The sequence below is a fragment of the Actinomadura rifamycini DSM 43936 genome, from assembly GCF_000425065.1.
GTDB classification, from domain to species: Bacteria; Actinomycetota; Actinomycetes; order Streptosporangiales; family Streptosporangiaceae; genus Spirillospora; species Spirillospora rifamycini.
Genome location: NZ_AULB01000031.1, coordinates 1 through 17254, shown reverse-complemented (window position 1 = coordinate 17254; position 17254 = coordinate 1). Strand labels below are relative to the sequence as shown.

Sequence of the window (17254 nt, the reverse complement as noted above, 5' to 3'; positions counted from 1 at the left end):
CGCCCGCCTCAGCCGGAGGCGCCGGCCCGCATCGCCGGGTCCTCCGTGCCGGGCGTGCGCGGCGCCGTGCCCAGCTGGCGCCGCACCCGCTTGATCAGCATGGTGGTCTCGTACGCGACGAGACCAGCGTTGCCGCCCGCGTCGCTCAGCACGGCCAGGCAGCTGCCGTCGCCCGCCGGCATGATGAAGAACAGCATGCCGTCCAGTTCGACGACGGTCTGCCGCACGTGCTTGGCCTGGAAGTGCTCCCGGGCGCCGTTCGCCAGGCTGTGGAAGCCCGACGACAGCGCCGCCAGGAACTCGGCGTCCTTCCGCGTGACGCCGCCCGAGGCGCCCATGACCAGGCCGTCGCGGGACAGCAGCACCGCCTGGTGCACCTCGCCGACCCGTTCGACCAGGTCGTCGAGCAGCCAGTCGAGCTCACCGGTCGCGTGCCCCTGCTGCTTCATGATCGCCCCCATTCATCGCGTGGTTCGAGATCTTCCGGTTCGTCGTCCTCGTCCCTGCCGCGCAGCCATCCCGACTGTAGCGAGGACATCAGGTCGCGGCTGAGCTCCGGGCTCGGCTCCGGGAAATCGTCGTCCGCCGGCTCGCCGTCCGCCGGCTCCCCGTCCGGCGGTGCGGCCCGCCGGCGCAGCTGCGGCGCGAGGTTGCGCTGCCGCACCCGCTTGGGCAGCCGGCCGGTCACCTCGCTCGACTCCACCCCGCTCGACTCCGCCCCGCCCTGTTCGCCGTCCGCGCCGGGGTCCACCGGGACGGACGGTTCCGCGTGCGGCCCGGCGTCGGGCCCGGCGTCCGGCCCGGCGACCGGGTCGGCGGTCGGCTCGAGGGTCGGCGCCGCGAGCGGCGGCGGCGAGGGCCGGTAGGAGGGCGGGGGCGCGCCGGGCGCCCCGGCCGGTGCGCCGGACGGCCGGTCGTCCGGCGGTCCGGCCGGTTCGGCGGGCGGTTCGGCGGGCGGGGTGTACAGCGGCGTGTAGGTGGGCGCGGGCGGGCCCGTCAGCTCCGGGCGGGCCCCCGCGGAGCCGGTGCGCCCGAGGCGCGGCAGCGACTCCAGCCGGGTCACCGAGGGGCGCCCGGCCGGACGGACCGGGCCGGCCGTCGCGGACACGACGGGCCGGTCGGCGGCCGCCGCGGGCTCCAGGTCGTCGTCCACCGTGACCAGCGCGTGCGGGACCAGGACGATCGCGGTCGTGCCGCCGTACGCCGACGGCTGCAGCGACACCTTGACGCCGTGCCGGGCGGCCAGCTTCGCGACGACGAACAGCCCGAGCCGGTCGGTGTCGGCGAGGTCGAACTCGACGTCGCTGGCCAGCCGCCGGTTCAGCTCGTCGCGCTCCTCGGCGCTCAGGCCGATCCCGCGGTCCACGACCTCCACGGCGAGCCCGTTGGCGACCGTGTCGACCTTGACCGTCACCTCGGTGGCGGGCGGCGAGAACGCCGCGGCGTTCTCGATCAGCTCGGCCAGCAGGTGGATGACGTCGGCGACCACCCCGCCGATCACGGCGGCCGACGAGGCGCCCGTCACCACGACCCGCGTGTAGTCCTCCACCTCGGCGATCGCGGCGCGGACGACGTCCTCCGCCGGGACCGGGTGGTCCCAGGCCCGCACGGTGGGGGAGCCGGACAGGATGACCAGGCCCTCGGCGTGCCGCCGCATGCGGGTGGTGAGGTGGTCGAGCCGGAACAGGTCCTCAAGCTCCTCCGGGCTGGACGCGCGGCGCTCCATCTGGTCGAGCAGCCGCAGCTGCCGGTGCAGCAGCGACTGGCTCCGCCACGACAGGTTGATGAACACGCGGTTGATGCCGGCGCGCAGCTCGGCCTCCGCGACCGCCTCGCCGATCGCGGTGCGCTGCACCGCGTCGAACGCCTCGCCGACCAGCGCGATCTCCGTCGTCCCGCCGGTCGCGGGCGGGGGCGCGGCGGCGTCGACGTCCACCGTCTCGCCCTTGCGCAGCCGCGCCACGACCGCCGGCAGCCGCTCGTGCGCGAGCCGCTGCGCCGTCTCCTGCAGCCGCCGCAGCTCGTCGGTGAGCCGCCGCGCGAACAGCAGCGACAGCGTCACCGACGCGATGACCGCGAGCAGGCCCAGGCCGCCCGCCGCGTAGAAGCCGAGCATGATCCGGTCGCCGGCCGGCTCGACGTACTCGCTCGACAGCGAGTCGTTGGCCCGCACGGCCGCGCCCAGCCAGACCGGCTCGACCGCGTCGACCCCGCCGCGCCACTCCCGGCGGGACGGCGCGATGCCGTTGTTGACGACGCCGCTCTCGAGCGTCGTGTACGCGGTGTACTCCCCGGTGTCCGCCAGCTCCTCCATGATCGTGGAGATCTCGCCGTCGGCGCCGGCGCGGCCCAGCGCGAAGAACTGCTGCCGGCTGCCCGCCCAGGACGCGAACGCCGCGCGGCTGACGGTGTCCATCGGCCCGGCGCCGAGCGCCGTCAGCAGCGCGTCCTCGCGGAGCATGAACTCGCGGGCCCAGTAGTTGTGCAGGACGGCGCTGGTGTTCCGGTAGACGGTGACGTCGTCCACGCTGACCAGGGTCGTCAGCGTCCGGACGACCGTGTCGATCACCGCGCTGTAGCCGTTGATCGCCGCCAGCGGGGTGGTGCCGCCGATCTCCACCTGCGAGCGCAGCGCGCCGAGTCCGTCGAACGCGCCGGCGTTCAATTCGACGCGCCGCTCGACCGGCGCGTCCATCGCCTCCCGCGTCTCCGGCGACAGGGCCGTGGAGCGGAACGCCGCCACCGCCGCGTCCGTCCGCTTCGCGAGGTCCTGGAAGCGCTTCTCGTCGGTCGCGTCGCCCGTCACCAGGGCCCGGACGGCCGCGGCGCGCTCCTGCTGGACCGCCTCGACCGCCGACGTCGCCGGGACGCCGACGTTGGTGTAGACGGTCGAGAAGTCGAACCGCTGCAGGGCGTTGGTCAGCGTGATGGTGGCGGGGACGCTCCACATGACGAGCAGGGAGCTGAGCGGGATCGCCAGAAGCAGCGCGATCCGGCGCCGGATGGGGCGCGTGCGCCGCCGCGGGGGCGGTGCCCCGGCGTCCCGTGGGTTCGACACTGCTTCACTCTCCGCGCATTCAAAACGGGCGTCACCAAAGGCCACGGAGCATACTTGCGTTCATTTGAGGAAGGCCAGAGGGGATGCCGGTTGAGGACACGCGCGACCCGCATTGTTCACGGAACGCGACGGCGTGATCACGTTCGATCGTGCCGAGTTGCATTCGGGAAGGCCGGGGTTGTAATGAGCGGCGGCGCTTCGCCGGTTTCGCCGCGGCCGTTCGGACAAAGCAATTGGGGGACGCGCCCGGCATCGTCGGCCGATCGCCGGGCGCGTCCCCCAATTCCGTCCGGTCGTCCGGCCGCCCGGAAATCGGAAAGGCGTCAGAGCCCGAGTTCCGCGGCGAGCGTCCGCAGCCCCGGAACCGGGTCCCGCCCGGCCTCCGTCAGCAGCTGGACGGCCACGTGGTCGGCGCCCGCGTCGTGGTGGGCCTCCAGCGCCGCCGCGACCGCGGCCGGCTCGCCGTGCGGCGCCAGCGCGTCGATCAGCGCGTCGCTGCCGTCGCCGGCGATGTCCTCGTCCGCCCAGCCGAGCCGCTCCAGGTTCGCGGTGTAGTTCCGCAGCTTCAGGTACGGGTTCGCGACCTGGGCCCGGCCGACCGCGCGGGCCCGCTCCGGGTCGGCGTCCAGGACCACCTTCTGCTCGGGCGCGAGCAGCCGCCCGTCGCCGAGCTCGGCGCGCGCCCGGCGGGTGTGCTCGGGCGTCACCAGGTAGGGGTGCGCGCCCGCCGTCCGCTCCGCCGCCAGCCGCAGCACCTTCGGCCCGAGCGCCGCCAGCACCCGGCCGTCCTCGGGGACGTCCGCGGCGTCCAGCCGGTCCAGGTAGTCCACGATCATCTCGTACGGCGCCCGGTACTCCTGCGTGGCCTCCCGGTGCCCGACCCCGACGCCGAGCACGAACCGCTCGCCGTGGGCGTCCCGCAGCCGCCGGTAGGACGCCGCGGCCTCCGCGGCGGGCGTCGCCCACATGTTCACGATCCCGGTCGCGACCGTGATCCGCTCCGTCGCGGCGAGCAGCCGGTCGGCGACGTCCGGGTCGGTGGGCGAACCGCCGATCCAGATCGCGCCGTACCCGAGCGCCTCCACCTCCCGCGCCAGCTCCGGCGTGAGCTGCGACCAGCCCCGCCAGATGCCGTACCGGCCCATGTCGATCTTCGTCATGCTCGCTCCAACATCGCGCCCCGCCGGATCATGCCCGGTCTTCCCCGCCGCGCGGCGTCCACCCGCCGCCCCGCGTCCACCCGCCGCCCCGCCTCCACCGGTCTTCCCGCGCGCACGTCCCGTACCGCGGGCCGTGTTTCTCGCACACCCCGACGGGCAGGTCCTCAAGGATCGCGACGACCGGCCCGGGAACCGGGACGGGCCGGGCGAGGGGGAGGTTTCGACGATGACCGCGGGCTGGTACGGAGCCGGGGGAATGGACCCGTTCGAGGAGATGCTCGCCCGGTTCTTCGGAGCGCGGGCGCACCGCCGTCCCACGGAGCGGGTCAGCATCGCCCGGCTGATGAGCGAACCCGCGCGCGAGCTCGTGCGCGACGCCGCGGCGCAGGCCGCGCAGTGGGGGAGTCTCGACCTGGACACCGACCACCTGCTGTGGGCGGCCACCCGGCAGCAGGGCACCCGGCACTGGCTGGTGCGCGCCGGCGCCGACCCCGACAAGATCAAGAACGAGATCGAGGGGAGCGCCCGGCGCGGCGATCCCCGCGACGTCCCGCCGCAGCTGACGCCGTCCGCCAAACGCGCGCTGCTGGACTCCCACCAGATCTCGCGCGCGCTCGGCTCGTCCTACATCGGCCCCGAGCACCTGCTGTTCGCGCTCGCGCTGGACCGCGACTCGCACGCCGGCCGCATCCTGGACGCCGAGCACGTCACGCCCGACGCGCTGCAGAACGCCGCGGCGGGCGGCGGGCACGGGCAGCAGCCCCCGGGCGGGGGCGGCGGCCAGCAGCCGACCGGCACCCCGACGCTCGACGAGTACGGCCGCGACCTCACCGAGTACGCCCGGGAGGGGCGCCTCGACCCGGTGATCGGCCGGTCCGACGAGATCGAGCAGACCGTCGAGGTGCTGTCGCGGCGGACCAAGAACAACCCGGTGCTCATCGGCGACCCCGGTGTCGGCAAGACCGCCATCGCCGAGGGCCTCGCGCAGCGCATCGTGGACGACGACGTCCCGGACACGCTGCGCGGCAAGCGGCTCGTCCAGCTCGACCTCGGCGGCGTCGTCGCCGGCACCCGCTACCGCGGCGACTTCGAGGAGCGCCTGAAGAAGGTGATGGACGAGATCCGCGGGCACTCCGACGAGCTCGTCATCTTCATCGACGAGATCCACACGGTCGTCGGCGCGGGCGGCGCGGAGGGCGCGATGGACGCCGCCAACCTGCTCAAACCGGCCCTCGCCCGCGGCGAGCTGCACGTCGTCGGCGCCACCACCATCGACGAGTACCGCCGCAACATCGAGAAGGACGCGGCCCTCGAGCGCCGCTTCCAGCCGATCATGATCACGGAGCCGTCCGCCGACGACAGCATCGAGATCCTGCGCGGCCTGAGCGACCGCTACGAGGCCCACCACCAGGTCCGCTTCACCGACGAGGCGCTGGTCGCCGCCGTCGACCTGTCCAGCCGCTACCTCACCGACCGGTTCCTGCCCGACAAGGCGATCGACATGATCGACCAAGCGGGCGCGCGGGTCCGGCTGCGCTCCCACACCATGGACGGCGGCCGCCGCGAGCTGGAGGACCGGCTCGAGCGGCGGCGCCGCGAGAAGGACCAGGCCGTCTTCGACGAGGACTACGAGAAGGCGTCGCAGCTCCGCGACGAGATCGCGAACCTGGAGGGCGACCTGGCCGCCGCGCGCACCGGCGACGGGCCCGCGGCCGTCCCGGAGGTCACCGCCGAGGACATCGCCGAGGTGGTCTCCCGCATCTCCGGCGTGCCCGTCACGCAGCTCACCCAGGCCGAGCGCGACCGGCTGGCCGGCCTGGAGGGGCACCTGCACGAGCGCGTCATCGGGCAGGAGGACGCGGTCGCCGCCGTCGCGCGCGCCGTCCGCCGGTCCCGCGCGGGGATGAGCGACCCCGACCGGCCGATCGGCGGGTTCCTGTTCCTCGGGCCCACCGGCGTCGGCAAGACCGAGCTGGCCAAGGCGCTCGCGGAGGCCCTGTTCGGCAGCCGCGACCGGATGGTCCGCTTCGACATGAGCGAGTTCCAGGAGAAGCACACCGTCAGCCGCCTGATGGGGGCCCCGCCCGGATACGTCGGCTACGAGGAGGCCGGGCAGCTCACCGAGGCCGTCCGCCGGCAGCCGTACTCGGTGATCCTCCTCGACGAGATCGAGAAGGCCCACCAGGACGTCTTCAACGTCCTGCTCCAGCTCCTGGACGACGGCCGCCTCACCGACGCGCAGGGCCGCACCGTCGACTTCCGCAACACCGTCGTGATCATGACGAGCAACCTGGGCTCCGAGCTGATCACCGGGCAGGTCGAGATCGGGTTCGGCACGGTCGGCGGCGACGGGCGGGGGTCCGCGCTCAGCGACCGCATCATGCGCCGCCTGCGGGAGGCGTTCCGCCCCGAGTTCCTCAACCGGATCGACGAGATCATCGTCTTCCACCGGCTCGAGGCGGCGCAGCTCCGGCAGATCACCGACCTGCTCCTGGACGAGACGCGCCGCCGGCTCCGCGCGCAGGACGTCACCGTCTCGTTCGGCACCGAGGCGGTCGACTGGCTCGCCGAGCGCGGCTACCAGCCCGACTTCGGCGCCCGCCCGCTGCGCCGCACCATCCAGCGCGAGGTGGACGACCGGCTCTCCGACCTGCTGCTGTCGGGCGACCTCGCCCCCGGCCGGCACGTGGACGTCGCCGCGACGTCCGACGGCCTGACCTTCGAGATCACCGCGCCCGAACCGGCGTCCGCCCCGTAACGGGGCATGAAGAAACCCAGACCGGGACGAGCGTCCTGGTCTGGGTGGGTGGTGGGCGATACTGGGATTGAACCAGTGACCTCTACCGTGTCAAGGTAGCGCTCTCCCACTGAGCTAATCGCCCGGGTCCGCTGCCTCCGGGGGAGGCACGGGATCGAGGTGGAGACGGGATTTGAACCCGTGTACACGGCTTTGCAGGCCGTTGCCTCGCCTCTCGGCCACTCCACCAGAAGAGACCTTCTGGGTTCACAGCCTGAAAGGCCCCTCAGAGCGGAAGACGGGATTTGAACCCGCGACCCTCACCTTGGCAAGGTGATGCTCTACCCCTGAGCCACTTCCGCTTGCCTGCCTCCCGGTCCGTCCGGTCCGTTCGGCGACGTGGAAAACATTAGCGCGTCTGAGCGCGATGCGCGAACCGGAATCCCCGGCGGGCCGTCCGCGGGCGCTTCGGCGCGGGGCGAAACGTCCGTCGCCTAGGGTTGGCGGCATGGCCACCGAGGATGCCGTCGCCGCGGACTTCGCGCCGGTCGCGGCCCTGCTGGCCGACCGGGCGCGGGCCGCGATGCTGACGGCGCTGCTGGACGGGCGGCCGCTCGCCGCGGGCGAACTGGCCCGCGCGGCGGGCGTCGGGGCGTCCACCGCGAGCGCGCACCTGGCGCGGCTGCTGGACGGCGGCCTCGTCACCGTGGTGGCCCAGGGGCGCCACCGGTACTACGAGCTGCGGGACGCCGAGGTGGCGCAGCTCGTCGAGGGCCTGTCGCGGATGAGCCCGCCCGTGAAGGTGCGCGGTTTGCGGCAGTCGCGGGAGGCGCGCCGGCTGCACCGGGCGCGCACCTGCTACGACCACCTCGCCGGGCAGGCGGGCGTCGCGCTGTTCGCCGCGCTGCTGGACGGCGGCCTGCTGGAGCCCGACGCCGACGGCTACGCCGCCACGCCCAAGGGCGCCGAACGGTTCGCCGGGCTGGGCGTGGACGTCGCCGCCCTGCGCGGCTCCCGGCGGCGGTTCGCCTGGCGGTGCCTCGACTGGACCGAGCGGCGCCCGCACCTCAACGGGGCCCTCGCGGCCGCGCTGACCGACCGGATGATCGACCTCGGCTGGTTCGAGCGCGGCGCCGCGCCCCGCGCGCTGGCCGTGACCGACGCGGGCCTCGCCGGGCTCGCCGACGCGTTCGGCTGCGTCCTGCCGTGAACCCCGCGCGCGAACCGGCGTTCGCGTACGCCGGGGGACTGCTCGCCACCGGGCTCGCCGACGTCACCACCGACCCGGCCGCCCTCGACTCGCGCGGCTGGTGGGCCGTCGTCGCCACCTATGAGGGGAAGATCACGTGCGCCCGGTTCGATGACGTCCGTCCCGCACCGCACCCCGCGGGCCCGTGGGCCGCGCCGGGGGAGTGGACGTCCTCGCTCGACGAGCCCGCCTACGTCGCGGGCGTCGAGGCGATCCGCGCCGCGATCGCCGACGGCGTCGTCTACCAGGCGAACCTGTGCCGGGTCCTGTCCGCGCCGATCGCGCCGGACGCCGGCATCGCCGGGCTCGGCGCCCGGCTCGCCGCGGGGAACCCGGCGCCGCACGCGATGACCGTCCGGCTCCCCGGCCTGGCGGTGGCGTGCGCGTCCCCCGAGCTCTACCTGGCGCGCGACGGCGCCGCGGTGACGTCCCGTCCGATCAAGGGCACCGGCCGGACGGCCCGCGACCTGCTGCCCAAGGACCGGGCGGAGAACGTCATGATCGTCGATCTGGTTCGCAACGACCTGGGCCGCGTCGCCGAGGTCGGGACGGTCCGCGTGCCCGGGCTCTGCGAGATCGAGGAGCACCCGGGCCTGGTGCACCTGGTGTCGACCGTCGACGCGCGGCTCGCCCCCGGCAGCGGCTGGCCGGAACTGCTCGCCGCGACGTTTCCTCCCGGTTCGGTCACCGGCGCGCCGAAATCCAGCGCGCTGACCCTGCTCGAAGAACTCGAACCCGTCCCCCGGGGGCCGTACTGTGGAGCCATCGGCTGGGTGGACGCGGACGCCCGGCGCGGCGCCCTCGCGGTGGGCATCCGGACCTTCTGGGCGGAGGACGGCGTGCTCCGCTTCGGCACCGGCGCCGGGATCACGTGGGGGTCCGATCCACACCGGGAATGGCGGGAGACGGAGCTGAAGGCGGCTCGGCTATTGGAGGTGGCGTCCGGGTGACGGAGCAGGCCAAGGTCTGGATGAACGGGGAGCTGATCGACGCGGAGCGGGCCGCCGTGTCGGTGTTCGACCACGGGATGCTCGTCGGGGACGGCGTCTTCGAGACCGTCAAGGCCGCGAACGGGGAGCCGTTCGCGCTCACCCGGCACCTGCGGCGCCTCGCCCGCTCCGCCGCCGCGCTCGGACTCCCCGAACCCGACCACGACACGCTCGCCCAGGGCACCCTCGAGGTGCTGGCCGCGGCGCCCCGCTGGCCCCTCGGCCGGATCCGCATCACCTGCACCAGCGGCCCCGGCCCGCTCGGCTCCGCGCGCGGCGACGCGGGCCCCACCATCACGATCATCGCCGACGAGCAGACCCCGTTCCCGGCGACGGGCGACGTCACGGTCGTCCCGTGGCCCCGCAACGAGCACGGCGCGCTGGCCGGCGTCAAGAGCACCTCCTACGCCGAGAACGCGCTCGCGCTCGCCTACGCCAAGGAGCGGGGGAGCGGCGAGGCGATCTTCGCCAACACCGCCGGGCGGCTCTGCGAGGGCACCGGCAGCAACGTCTTCGTCGTCCGCGGCGGGCGGCTCCTCACCCCGCCGCTGTCGTCCGGCTGCCTCGCCGGCGTCACCCGCGAGCTGACGCTCGAATGGTGCGGCGGCGAGGAGGAGGACCTCTCCCTCGACGACCTCTACCGGGCCGACGAGGCGTTCCTGACGTCCACCACGCGCGACGTCCAGCCGATCCGCGCCGTGGACGGCACCGCCCTGCCGGCCGCGCCGGGGCCCATCACGCTCAAGGCGATGGAGGCGTTCGCCGCCCGCGCCGCCGAGCTGATGGACCCCTGACGCGGCCCCGGGGGCCTCACCCCTCGACGGCCTTGAGGCCGATCACGCCCGCCAGGATCAGCGCCAGGCACGTCACCCGCAGCGGGGAGACGCCCTCACCGAGCGCCGCCATCCCGGCGACCGCCACGCCCAGCGACCCCAGCCCGACCCAGACGGCGTAGGCCGTGCCGACCGGCAGGTCCCGGAGCGCCAGCGTGAGCACCACCACGCTCAGCAGGCACACCGGGACGCCGATCACCGTCGGCCACAGCCGCGTGAACCCCTCCGACTCCTTCAGCGCCGTCGCCCACACCACCTCCATCGCGGCGGCGACGACCAGCAGCACCCACGGCATCCCGATCACGCCGCGTATCCGCCGTCGACCGCGATCGCGGCCCCGGTCACGTAGTCGCCGCCGGGCCCGGCCAGGTGCGCGACCATCGCCGCGACGTCGTCCGGGCTCCCGTACCGGCCGAGCGCGGCGTGCGCCCGCTCGTGCTCGGCGTCCGGCCCGTCCGCCGGGTTCATCTCGGTGTCGGTCGACCCGGGATGGACGACCACGGCGTTGACGCCGCGCGGCCCCAGGTCCCGCGCCAGGCCCTTCGTCAGCCCGAGCAGCGCCGACTTGCTCATCGCGTAGAGCGTCCAGCCCGGGTCGGGCACCCGCTCGGCCATCGAACTGCCCACGCTGATGATCCGGCCGCCCGCCCCGAGGTGCCGCGCCGCCGCCTGCGCGGCCAGGTACGCCGCGCGGACGTGGACGTCCAGCACCCGGTCGACCTCGTCGCGGCGCACGTCCTCCAGCGGCCCGTAGGGCGCGATCCCCGCGTTGTTCACCAGGACGTCGAGCCGTCCCAGTTCCGCCGCCGCCCGGTCGACGGCCCCGACGACCGCGTCCGGATCGCCCGCGTCCGCCCGGATGGCGATGCCGCGCCGCCCGTGCCCCTCGATCTCCGCGACCACCGACCGCGCGCGGTCGTCCGCCCGCAGGTAGGTGATCGCCACGTCCGCGCCCGCCGCCGCGAGCCGCCGGGCGATCGCCGCGCCGATGCCGCGAGCGCCGCCGGTGACCAGCGCCGTCCGTCCGTCCAGTTCCATGGTGCCCCCAAATCCGGAGAGTTCTCCGCAACGGTAAGCGGAGATGTCTCCGATGGGCAAGCCGAAACGGAGAAGCCTCCGGTTGCTAGAATCGCTCGGATGACCGAACCCAGGCGCGTCCTGCCCGTGCTCGGCGGGCCGCGCCCCGAACGGGCCGACGCCGCGCAGAACCGCCGCCGGATCCTCGCCGCCGCCGACCGGGTGATCGCCGCGCGCGGCGTCGGGGGCCTGTCCCTGGACGACGTCGCCCGCGAGGCGGGCGTCGGCGTCGGCACCGTCTACCGCCGCTTCGGCGGCCGCTCCCGCCTGCTCTACGCGCTGATCGACGAACGCGAGCGCGAGTTCCAGGAGGCGTTCATGCACGGCCCGGCGCCCCTCGGCCCCGGCGACGGCGGCGCCCCGCCCGCCGCGCGCGTCCGGGCCTTCCTGCACGCCCTCGTCGACCGCACCGAGGAGCAGTCCGAACTCCTGCTGGCCGCCGAGAGCGACGAGCCGTTCGCCCGCTTCCGCGACGCCTACTACGCCCTCTACCGGCTGCACCTGCGGACACTGCTCGACCGGATCGACCCCGGCGCCGACTCCGGCTACCTGGCCGACGCGCTCCTGGCCCCCCTCGCCGCCAACCTCTTCCGCTACCAGCGGCACACCGGCGGCATGGACGTCGCGCGCATCAAATCCGGCTTGGACGACCTCCTCGGCGGAGCGATCCGTCCAGGCAAGGGGGTTACGCGGACGGCGGATCCGCGTTCACACTGGGGGGCGTGAACGACTTCGACCTCCTCGTCCTCGGATCCGGACCCGGCGGCCAGCGCGCCGCGATCGCCGCCGCCAAGCTGGGCCGCCGGGTGGCGATCGTCGACCGCCGCGAGATGATCGGCGGCGTCTGCATCAACACCGGAACGATCCCGTCCAAGACGCTGCGCGAGGCCGTCCTCTACCTCACGGGCCTCAACCAGCGCGAACTCTACGGGCAGAGCTACCGGGTCGACGACGACATCACCGTGGCCGACCTGGGCATGCGGACCCGGCACGTGATCGGCCGCGAGATCGACATCGTCCGCAGCCAGCTGGCCCGCAACCGCGTCGCCGTCCTGGCCGGCACGGGGCGGTTCCTCGATCCGCACACCGTCGGCGTCACCTCCGACCAGGGCCGCGAGCAGAAGATCACCGCCGACCGCATCGTGATCGCGACCGGGACCCGCCCGGCCCGTCCGGACACCGTCCAGTTCGACGACCACACGGTCATCGACTCCGACGGGATCATCAACCTCGAGCGCATTCCCGAGAGCATGGTGGTCGTCGGCGCGGGAGTGATCGGCATCGAGTACGCCTCGATGTTCGCCGCGCTCGGCACCAAGGTCACCGTCGTGGAACGCCGCGAGCGCATGCTCGACTTCTGCGACCTGGAAGTGGTCGAGGCGCTCAAGTACCACCTGCGCGACCTGGCGGTCACCTTCCGGTTCCGCGAGACCGTCGCCTCCGTCGAGCGGATGGAGCACGGCGCGATCACCGTCCTGGAGAGCGGCAAGCGCATCCCCGCCGACACCGTCATGTACTCCGCGGGCCGCCACGGCATGACCGACGACCTGAACCTCGAGGCCGCCGGCCTCGCCGCCGACGCCCGCGGCCGCATCACGGTCGACGGGGACTACCGCACGGACGTCCCGCACATCTACGCCGTCGGCGACGTCATCGGCTTCCCGTCCCTCGCCGCGACCTCGATGGAGCAGGGCCGCATCGCCGCGCACCACGCCTGCGGCGACCCCCTCGCGCAGATGCACGAACTCCAGCCGATCGGGATCTACACGATCCCCGAGATCAGCTTCGTCGGCATGACCGAGGACGCCCTCACCGAGGCCAAGATCCCCTTCGAGGTGGGCATCTCCCGCTACCGCGAACTGGCCCGCGGCCAGATCATCGGCGACTCCTACGGGATGCTCAAGCTCCTGGTCTCACCCGAAGACCGCCGCCTCCTCGGCGTCCACGTCTTCGGCACCGGAGCCACCGAGCTCGTCCACATCGGCCAGACGCTCATGGGCTGCAACGGAACGGTCGACTACCTGGTCAACGCCGTGTTCAACTATCCAACGCTCGCCGAGTCCTACAAGGTCGCCGCACTCGACGCGATGAACAAGATGCGGCACATCGCACGCCTCACGTCATGACGGCCAGAGCAGGTTCTCCAGCTCGGCGTCGATGTCGATGAAGTCGGACTCCTCGCCCGCCGGCACCGCCTGGTACGTCCGGTGCAGGAAGTCCGCCAGCGGCGACAGGGGAACCTCGAACAGGGCGTTCCCGAACGGAGAGGACAGCGCGATGTGCAGCGTGCTGTCGTCGTCGCCCGGCCAGACCTCGACGTCGCCGTCTCCGACCTTGCGCACGATGCCGACGGTCAGCAGCTCCCGGGCGAAGATCCACTCCACCGGTTCGTCGTCGCCCACGAAGAAGGCCATCCGGATCGCGTACGGATCGTCGGCCGCGTACTCCAGCCCGGCGAGCAGAGGGACGGTCGTGCGGTCGGGGACGACGAGACGAAGGCCCAGCTCCGCTGAGACTGTGGTACTGCTGTTCATGGCCATTCCTTCATACGTCGATCCCGCTGGCGCGCGGGGAGCTCCGTTGGGTGCCTCTCCCTCATCACGGATGTCCCCACGATCTATGACGCCTAACTGCCGGAACTCGGCCGAACATTCCGCCGCACCCGTCCCGTGTGACCCATCTCACGGGGGCAAAACCCCGCCCTGAGCTGGGCAAAAGCGATCTTTCGGACACCAGGGCCCTCCCCCGCGTGCGACCATCGAACGTTCCCCGCGGGCCTCCCGCTGGCTTAGGGTAAATCCGTGGTAGTTAAAACCGAAGAAAAGGCCGCCCCCCGGGGCTACGGCCGCTTCCGCGACACCATGCGCCGCAACGCGCTCCTCAACACCGCCTGGCGGATCGGCGTCTTCACCGTGGGCGTCACCATCGCCCTCGGCGGCCTGGTCATGATGATCACCCCCGGCCCCGGCATGCTCGGCATCATCCTCGGCCTCGCCATCCTCGCCACCGAGTTCGCCTGGGCCCGCCGCGCCCTCACCCACGCGAAGGCCGCCGCCGAACGCGCCAAGGAACGCGCCCTCGACCCCAAGCGCCGCCGCCGCAACGCCGTCCTCGGCGTCACCGGCGGCCTCATCGTCGGCGCCGCCGTCGTCGGCTACCTCGCCGCCTACGACTTCGTCCTCCCATGGCAGATCGAAGACGTCAGCTTCTGGAACGAAGCCCGCCGGTAACCGAGGCGCGAACACCCCCCGACATGCGCTAGAGTTTCCGACGTCGGGAACGCCCACCACGGCGGCCCGCACGGGCGATTAGCTCAGTGGGAGAGCGCTTCGTTCACACCGAAGAGGTCACTGGTTCGAACCCAGTATCGCCCACCTCGCGTTTCCGCAGGTCAGAGCATGTTCTGCAATTGGTTCTATCGGTTCTCCGGTGACTCCTTCGCGGGTTCGGGAGCCAATCGGGGAGCCAGCGGGAGACTGCTTCGGTACCCCGAAGAGGTCACGCGGCGGTCGATCACGCTGTTCCGAGCTCGCCGTCTTGCAGGACGGCGACGTGCGGATGTTCAAGACCGACCAGGGTGCAGCTGGGGAGATCGTCGTGGTCCCGCACGGGACGCATCCGCTCGCCGACCCGGTGGCGGTCTGGAGCGGAGTATCGCGTTGCCAGCCGAGCGTGGCGCTGGTGGTGGTCTCGACCGGCCTGGCCGCGTCGGCGACGCCATCACCTGTGAGGGCATCAACCTCAACCGTGCCGTCCGCGCCCTGCCTCGGGCCGCCGACGTATCCCATGACTCGGGGTGATCAGGTTGGGCGCGGCGTAGAAGGAGGTCCCCCGGACTGGGACAACAGCCACGGCTTGAGCTGTACTTGGAGGGTGTCGCCCATGACCGGGGAAGTGGACACCTCGTTCACGCCTGCCGTTGGGCGATGGCTGGCGCAGTACCTCCCTCCGATTTGGCCGCAATGTTCAATGGCAAGGTTGCCCGACGCGCCGTTGCGCTTTAGACCGTGTCCTACGTGGTGGCGTGATCGTTGATCTTGCTATGGGTGAGGGTCGGTGGGGCTGGGTCGTGCCTGAGGGGTTGTGGGAGATTGTGCGGCCGTTGTTGCCGCCGCCGCGGGTGCGACCGCAGGGCGGAGGGACGGCGAACATCGATGACGAGGCGGTGTTCGCAGCCATCGTCTACGTCCTGACCAGCGGCTGCGCCTGGCGGTCTCTGCCGCCATGCTTCGGGGCGTCCAAGTCCACCGTGCACCGCAGGTTCATGATCTGGTCGCGGGCCGGGGTGTGGGCGCGGCTGCATCAGGTCCTGCTGGGCTGGCCCGCCGCTGACGGGCTGCTGGACCTGTCACGGATCATCCTCGACTCGGCCCACGTGCGGGCGAAAAAGGGGGCGAGCACACCGGTCCCAGCCCCGTCGACCGCGGGAACCCGGCTCCAAGCTGCACGTTCTGTCCGAGGCGGCCGGGCTGCCCGTCATGGTGGGCGTCTCGGCGGGCAACGTCCACGACAGGCACGGCCTGAAGCCGATGGTGGCCGGATTCCAAACGAGACACGACCCGGAACCGGGCCGGTTCCGCCAGGCCGGCAAGCTGCATGCGGACAAGGCCTACGACCGTCCCGACCTGCGCCGATGGCTACGCAGCGTGGGTATTCTCCCGCGCATCGCCCGTGTCGGAATCGAGTCCAGCGAACGACTCGGACGGCATCGCTGGATGATCGAGCGCACCATCTCCTGGCTGACCGGCTACCGCCGCATGTCCCCGCGCTACGAACGCAATCCCCGCAACTACCTGGCCTTTCTCGGCCTCGCCGCCGCACTCACCTGCTACAAACACCTGATCAAATCCACCACGTAGGACACGGTCTTAGGCATCTTCGCGCCTGCGGGACCTACAGAGGGGACGGTCACCCCATCATTGGAGTCAGTGCCGATTAACTCGGCGCGTCCTGCCAGCCCCGGGTGTCCCCACCTCGATCGGAGACCGTCGTGAAGAACAGCGTGTTGTGGCGAGTCGTCGACAACGACAGTGGCGCCGAGGCCATCGTTAGTACGCCTGCCGAGGCGGTCGCGTTCATCAACAGCCGGTTCGACACCGATGAGAACGACGAGCCGTTCGGCTTCACCGAGGTCGGTCCGTTCGTCCCGAAGCCGCTCGGTGTCATTACCGCGTGGGCGGCCGGACAAGACGACGGGCGGACCGATGGGCGAATCGCACCGGTCACGATCAGGCCGGTCGTGACCGACGGCGCCATCGACGAGTGCGACGACGTCGTGCTCTGGGGCGGCGTGCAGGTCACGTGGGACCACGACGTGTACACCGTCAATGGGCGGGACGGCTTCGAGTACGACGTCGCCGACAGCGCAGCCGAGCTCAACGAGATCCTCGACGAGTACGCCACCGGCTACGAGTACGTCGAACCTGAGGGGGCCGACGGCCACGCGCGGCCGAGCCGGCGCGAGTTGATCCGGTACGGCGCCCAGGAGTGCGCGGGCCGGTTCGGGCATCTTGACGACGATGCCCTGCTGTGGCTCGCCGCCACCCGGATCACGCTCGCCCTGTGGCGCAACACGCCCGTCGAGAACTGGCATGCCGGCAGGAGCCCGCTGCACGACGGCATGATGATGCGGATCAACGCGGCGACCACCAGGCTCGTGCGCTCGATGCTGTCGTTCGATCATGTCGACTGGGTCGCTGTCGGTCTCGCGGTGGTCGACCCGGCTCGGGTCCTGCCGACCGGACAGTCGGTGCTCGAGCTCGGATTGGCCTGTCACAACCCTGACGACCCGGCGCACGAGGATGATCCGCGCGACGACCTCGCGGAGATGGCACAGGACGCGATCGCGTGGGGCCGTGCGTACCGCCTCCACGAGCGGGAGTTTGAGGGGCCACGCGTTTTCCGGACAGCTTCTTCATGGGTGATCTGCGGGCAGATCTACGCTGCTTGCTGCCGATCCAGGTACTCGGTGTAGACCTCCATAGGGGTCCGGTACCCGTTCGCGGAATGAAGCCTGCGTCGATTATAGAAGCCCTCGATGTACTGCACAACCGCGCGGCGGGCCTTGGCTCGTGTGGCAAATACCATACGGTTGAGCCACTCGTTCTTCAATGCCCCGAAGAACGACTCGGCCATGGCGTTGTCCCAGCAC

At 72.3% G+C, this 17254-nt stretch carries 16 protein-coding genes, 4 tRNA genes and 1 pseudogene; 11 read left to right on the top strand and 10 right to left on the bottom strand.

The annotated features are described in order from the left end of the window. Positions 1-8 precede the first annotated feature (8 nt). The 3 genes from H505_RS0127010 to H505_RS0127000 all read right to left on the bottom strand — a co-directional run bounded on the left by H505_RS0127010 (position 9) and on the right by H505_RS0127000 (position 4218). On the bottom strand, positions 9-449 hold the full coding sequence (locus H505_RS0127010; RefSeq protein ID WP_026404475.1) for a roadblock/LC7 domain-containing protein: 441 nt from the start codon (positions 447-449) through the stop codon (positions 9-11). Next, on the bottom strand, positions 446-3058 hold the full coding sequence (locus tag H505_RS44575; protein WP_051301210.1) for a sensor histidine kinase: 2613 nt from the start codon (positions 3056-3058) through the stop codon (positions 446-448). Before H505_RS44575 ends, H505_RS0127010 begins: the two co-directional genes overlap by 4 nt. A 323-nt stretch (positions 3059-3381) precedes the next feature. Then, entirely contained in the window at positions 3382-4218 is an 837-nt protein-coding gene (locus tag H505_RS0127000; RefSeq protein WP_026404474.1) for an LLM class F420-dependent oxidoreductase, read from the bottom strand. A 226-nt stretch (positions 4219-4444) separates the two neighbouring features. Between H505_RS0127000 and H505_RS0126995 the strand changes: the two genes are divergently transcribed. Then, positions 4445-6976, top strand: coding sequence for an ATP-dependent Clp protease ATP-binding subunit (locus tag H505_RS0126995; RefSeq protein WP_026404473.1), 2532 nt, complete (start codon positions 4445-4447; stop codon positions 6974-6976). A 49-nt stretch (positions 6977-7025) separates the two neighbouring features. Here the strand turns inward: H505_RS0126995 and H505_RS0126990 are convergent. From H505_RS0126990 to H505_RS0126980, 3 genes are all read right to left on the bottom strand, one after another. Beyond that, positions 7026-7100, bottom strand: a tRNA-Val gene (locus H505_RS0126990). A 33-nt stretch (positions 7101-7133) separates the two neighbouring features. Next, a tRNA-Cys gene (locus tag H505_RS0126985) sits at positions 7134-7204 on the bottom strand. Between the two features lie 41 nt (positions 7205-7245). Then, positions 7246-7317, bottom strand: a tRNA-Gly gene (locus tag H505_RS0126980). Positions 7318-7463: 146 nt separating this feature from the next. On the opposite strand from H505_RS0126980, the gene H505_RS0126975 reads away from it, so the two are divergent. Genes H505_RS0126975 through H505_RS0126965 form a run of 3 tightly spaced genes read left to right on the top strand, consistent with a single transcriptional unit; the run spans position 7464 to position 9987 of the window. Next, positions 7464-8165: a helix-turn-helix domain-containing protein gene (locus tag H505_RS0126975; RefSeq protein WP_026404472.1), complete on the top strand. Its 702-nt coding sequence runs from the start codon at positions 7464-7466 to the stop codon at positions 8163-8165. After that, positions 8162-9154 (top strand): chorismate-binding protein, encoded by a 993-nt coding sequence (locus tag H505_RS44570; RefSeq protein WP_084550880.1) that lies wholly within the window; start codon positions 8162-8164, stop codon positions 9152-9154. The genes H505_RS0126975 and H505_RS44570 overlap by 4 nt, the downstream gene beginning before the upstream one ends. A gap of 20 nt (positions 9155-9174) precedes the next feature. Then, positions 9175-9987 carry an aminotransferase class IV gene (locus H505_RS0126965; RefSeq protein ID WP_051301225.1) on the top strand — a complete coding sequence of 271 codons (813 nt, stop codon included), beginning with the start codon at positions 9175-9177 and terminating at the stop codon, positions 9985-9987. A 16-nt stretch (positions 9988-10003) separates the two neighbouring features. On the opposite strand, the gene H505_RS0126960 is transcribed toward H505_RS0126965, so the two are convergent. Continuing rightward, positions 10004-10321, bottom strand: a complete 318-nt coding sequence (locus H505_RS0126960; RefSeq protein ID WP_026404470.1) for a DMT family transporter — start codon at positions 10319-10321, stop codon at positions 10004-10006. Between the two features lie 5 nt (positions 10322-10326). Further along, the gene (locus H505_RS0126955; RefSeq protein WP_026404469.1) at positions 10327-11064 is read right to left on the bottom strand and encodes an SDR family NAD(P)-dependent oxidoreductase; all 738 of its coding nucleotides are present in this window, start codon (positions 11062-11064) and stop codon (positions 10327-10329) included. A gap of 99 nt (positions 11065-11163) precedes the next feature. On the opposite strand from H505_RS0126955, the gene H505_RS44565 reads away from it, so the two are divergent. Both H505_RS44565 and sthA read left to right on the top strand, forming a co-directional pair. Beyond that, a complete protein-coding gene (locus H505_RS44565; RefSeq protein ID WP_051301209.1) occupies positions 11164-11829 on the top strand; it encodes a TetR/AcrR family transcriptional regulator in 666 nt (221 codons plus the stop codon). Continuing rightward, the gene (sthA, locus tag H505_RS0126945) at positions 11826-13229 is read left to right on the top strand and encodes a Si-specific NAD(P)(+) transhydrogenase (RefSeq protein ID WP_026404468.1); all 1404 of its coding nucleotides are present in this window, start codon (positions 11826-11828) and stop codon (positions 13227-13229) included. Before H505_RS44565 ends, sthA begins: the two co-directional genes overlap by 4 nt. Here the strand turns inward: sthA and H505_RS0126940 are convergent. Beyond that, positions 13224-13637, bottom strand: a complete 414-nt coding sequence (locus tag H505_RS0126940) for an SsgA family sporulation/cell division regulator (RefSeq protein ID WP_026404467.1) — start codon at positions 13635-13637, stop codon at positions 13224-13226. The genes sthA and H505_RS0126940 overlap by 6 nt on opposite strands. 267 nt (positions 13638-13904) lie before the next feature. Between H505_RS0126940 and H505_RS44560 the strand changes: the two genes are divergently transcribed. The 5 genes and pseudogenes from H505_RS44560 (at position 13905) to H505_RS44550 (ending at position 17077) form a co-directional block, all read left to right on the top strand. Beyond that, positions 13905-14333 (top strand): PGPGW domain-containing protein, encoded by a 429-nt coding sequence (locus H505_RS44560; RefSeq protein WP_233617824.1) that lies wholly within the window; start codon positions 13905-13907, stop codon positions 14331-14333. 72 nt (positions 14334-14405) lie between these two features. Continuing rightward, positions 14406-14477, top strand: a tRNA-Val gene (locus H505_RS0126930). Between the two features lie 668 nt (positions 14478-15145). Continuing rightward, positions 15146-15346, top strand: a pseudogene (locus H505_RS52010) (transposase); the annotation flags it as partial. 58 nt (positions 15347-15404) lie between these two features. Continuing rightward, positions 15405-15962: an IS5 family transposase gene (locus H505_RS52005; protein ID WP_341849571.1), complete on the top strand. Its 558-nt coding sequence runs from the start codon at positions 15405-15407 to the stop codon at positions 15960-15962. 131 nt (positions 15963-16093) lie between these two features. After that, positions 16094-17077, top strand: coding sequence for a hypothetical protein (locus tag H505_RS44550; RefSeq protein ID WP_211238573.1), 984 nt, complete (start codon positions 16094-16096; stop codon positions 17075-17077). Here the strand turns inward: H505_RS44550 and H505_RS44545 are convergent. Then, a partial coding sequence (locus tag H505_RS44545) for an integrase core domain-containing protein (protein ID WP_034520024.1) occupies positions 17041-17254 on the bottom strand: 214 nt, incomplete at its 5' end. The two genes, H505_RS44550 and H505_RS44545, sit on opposite strands and share 37 nt — an antisense overlap.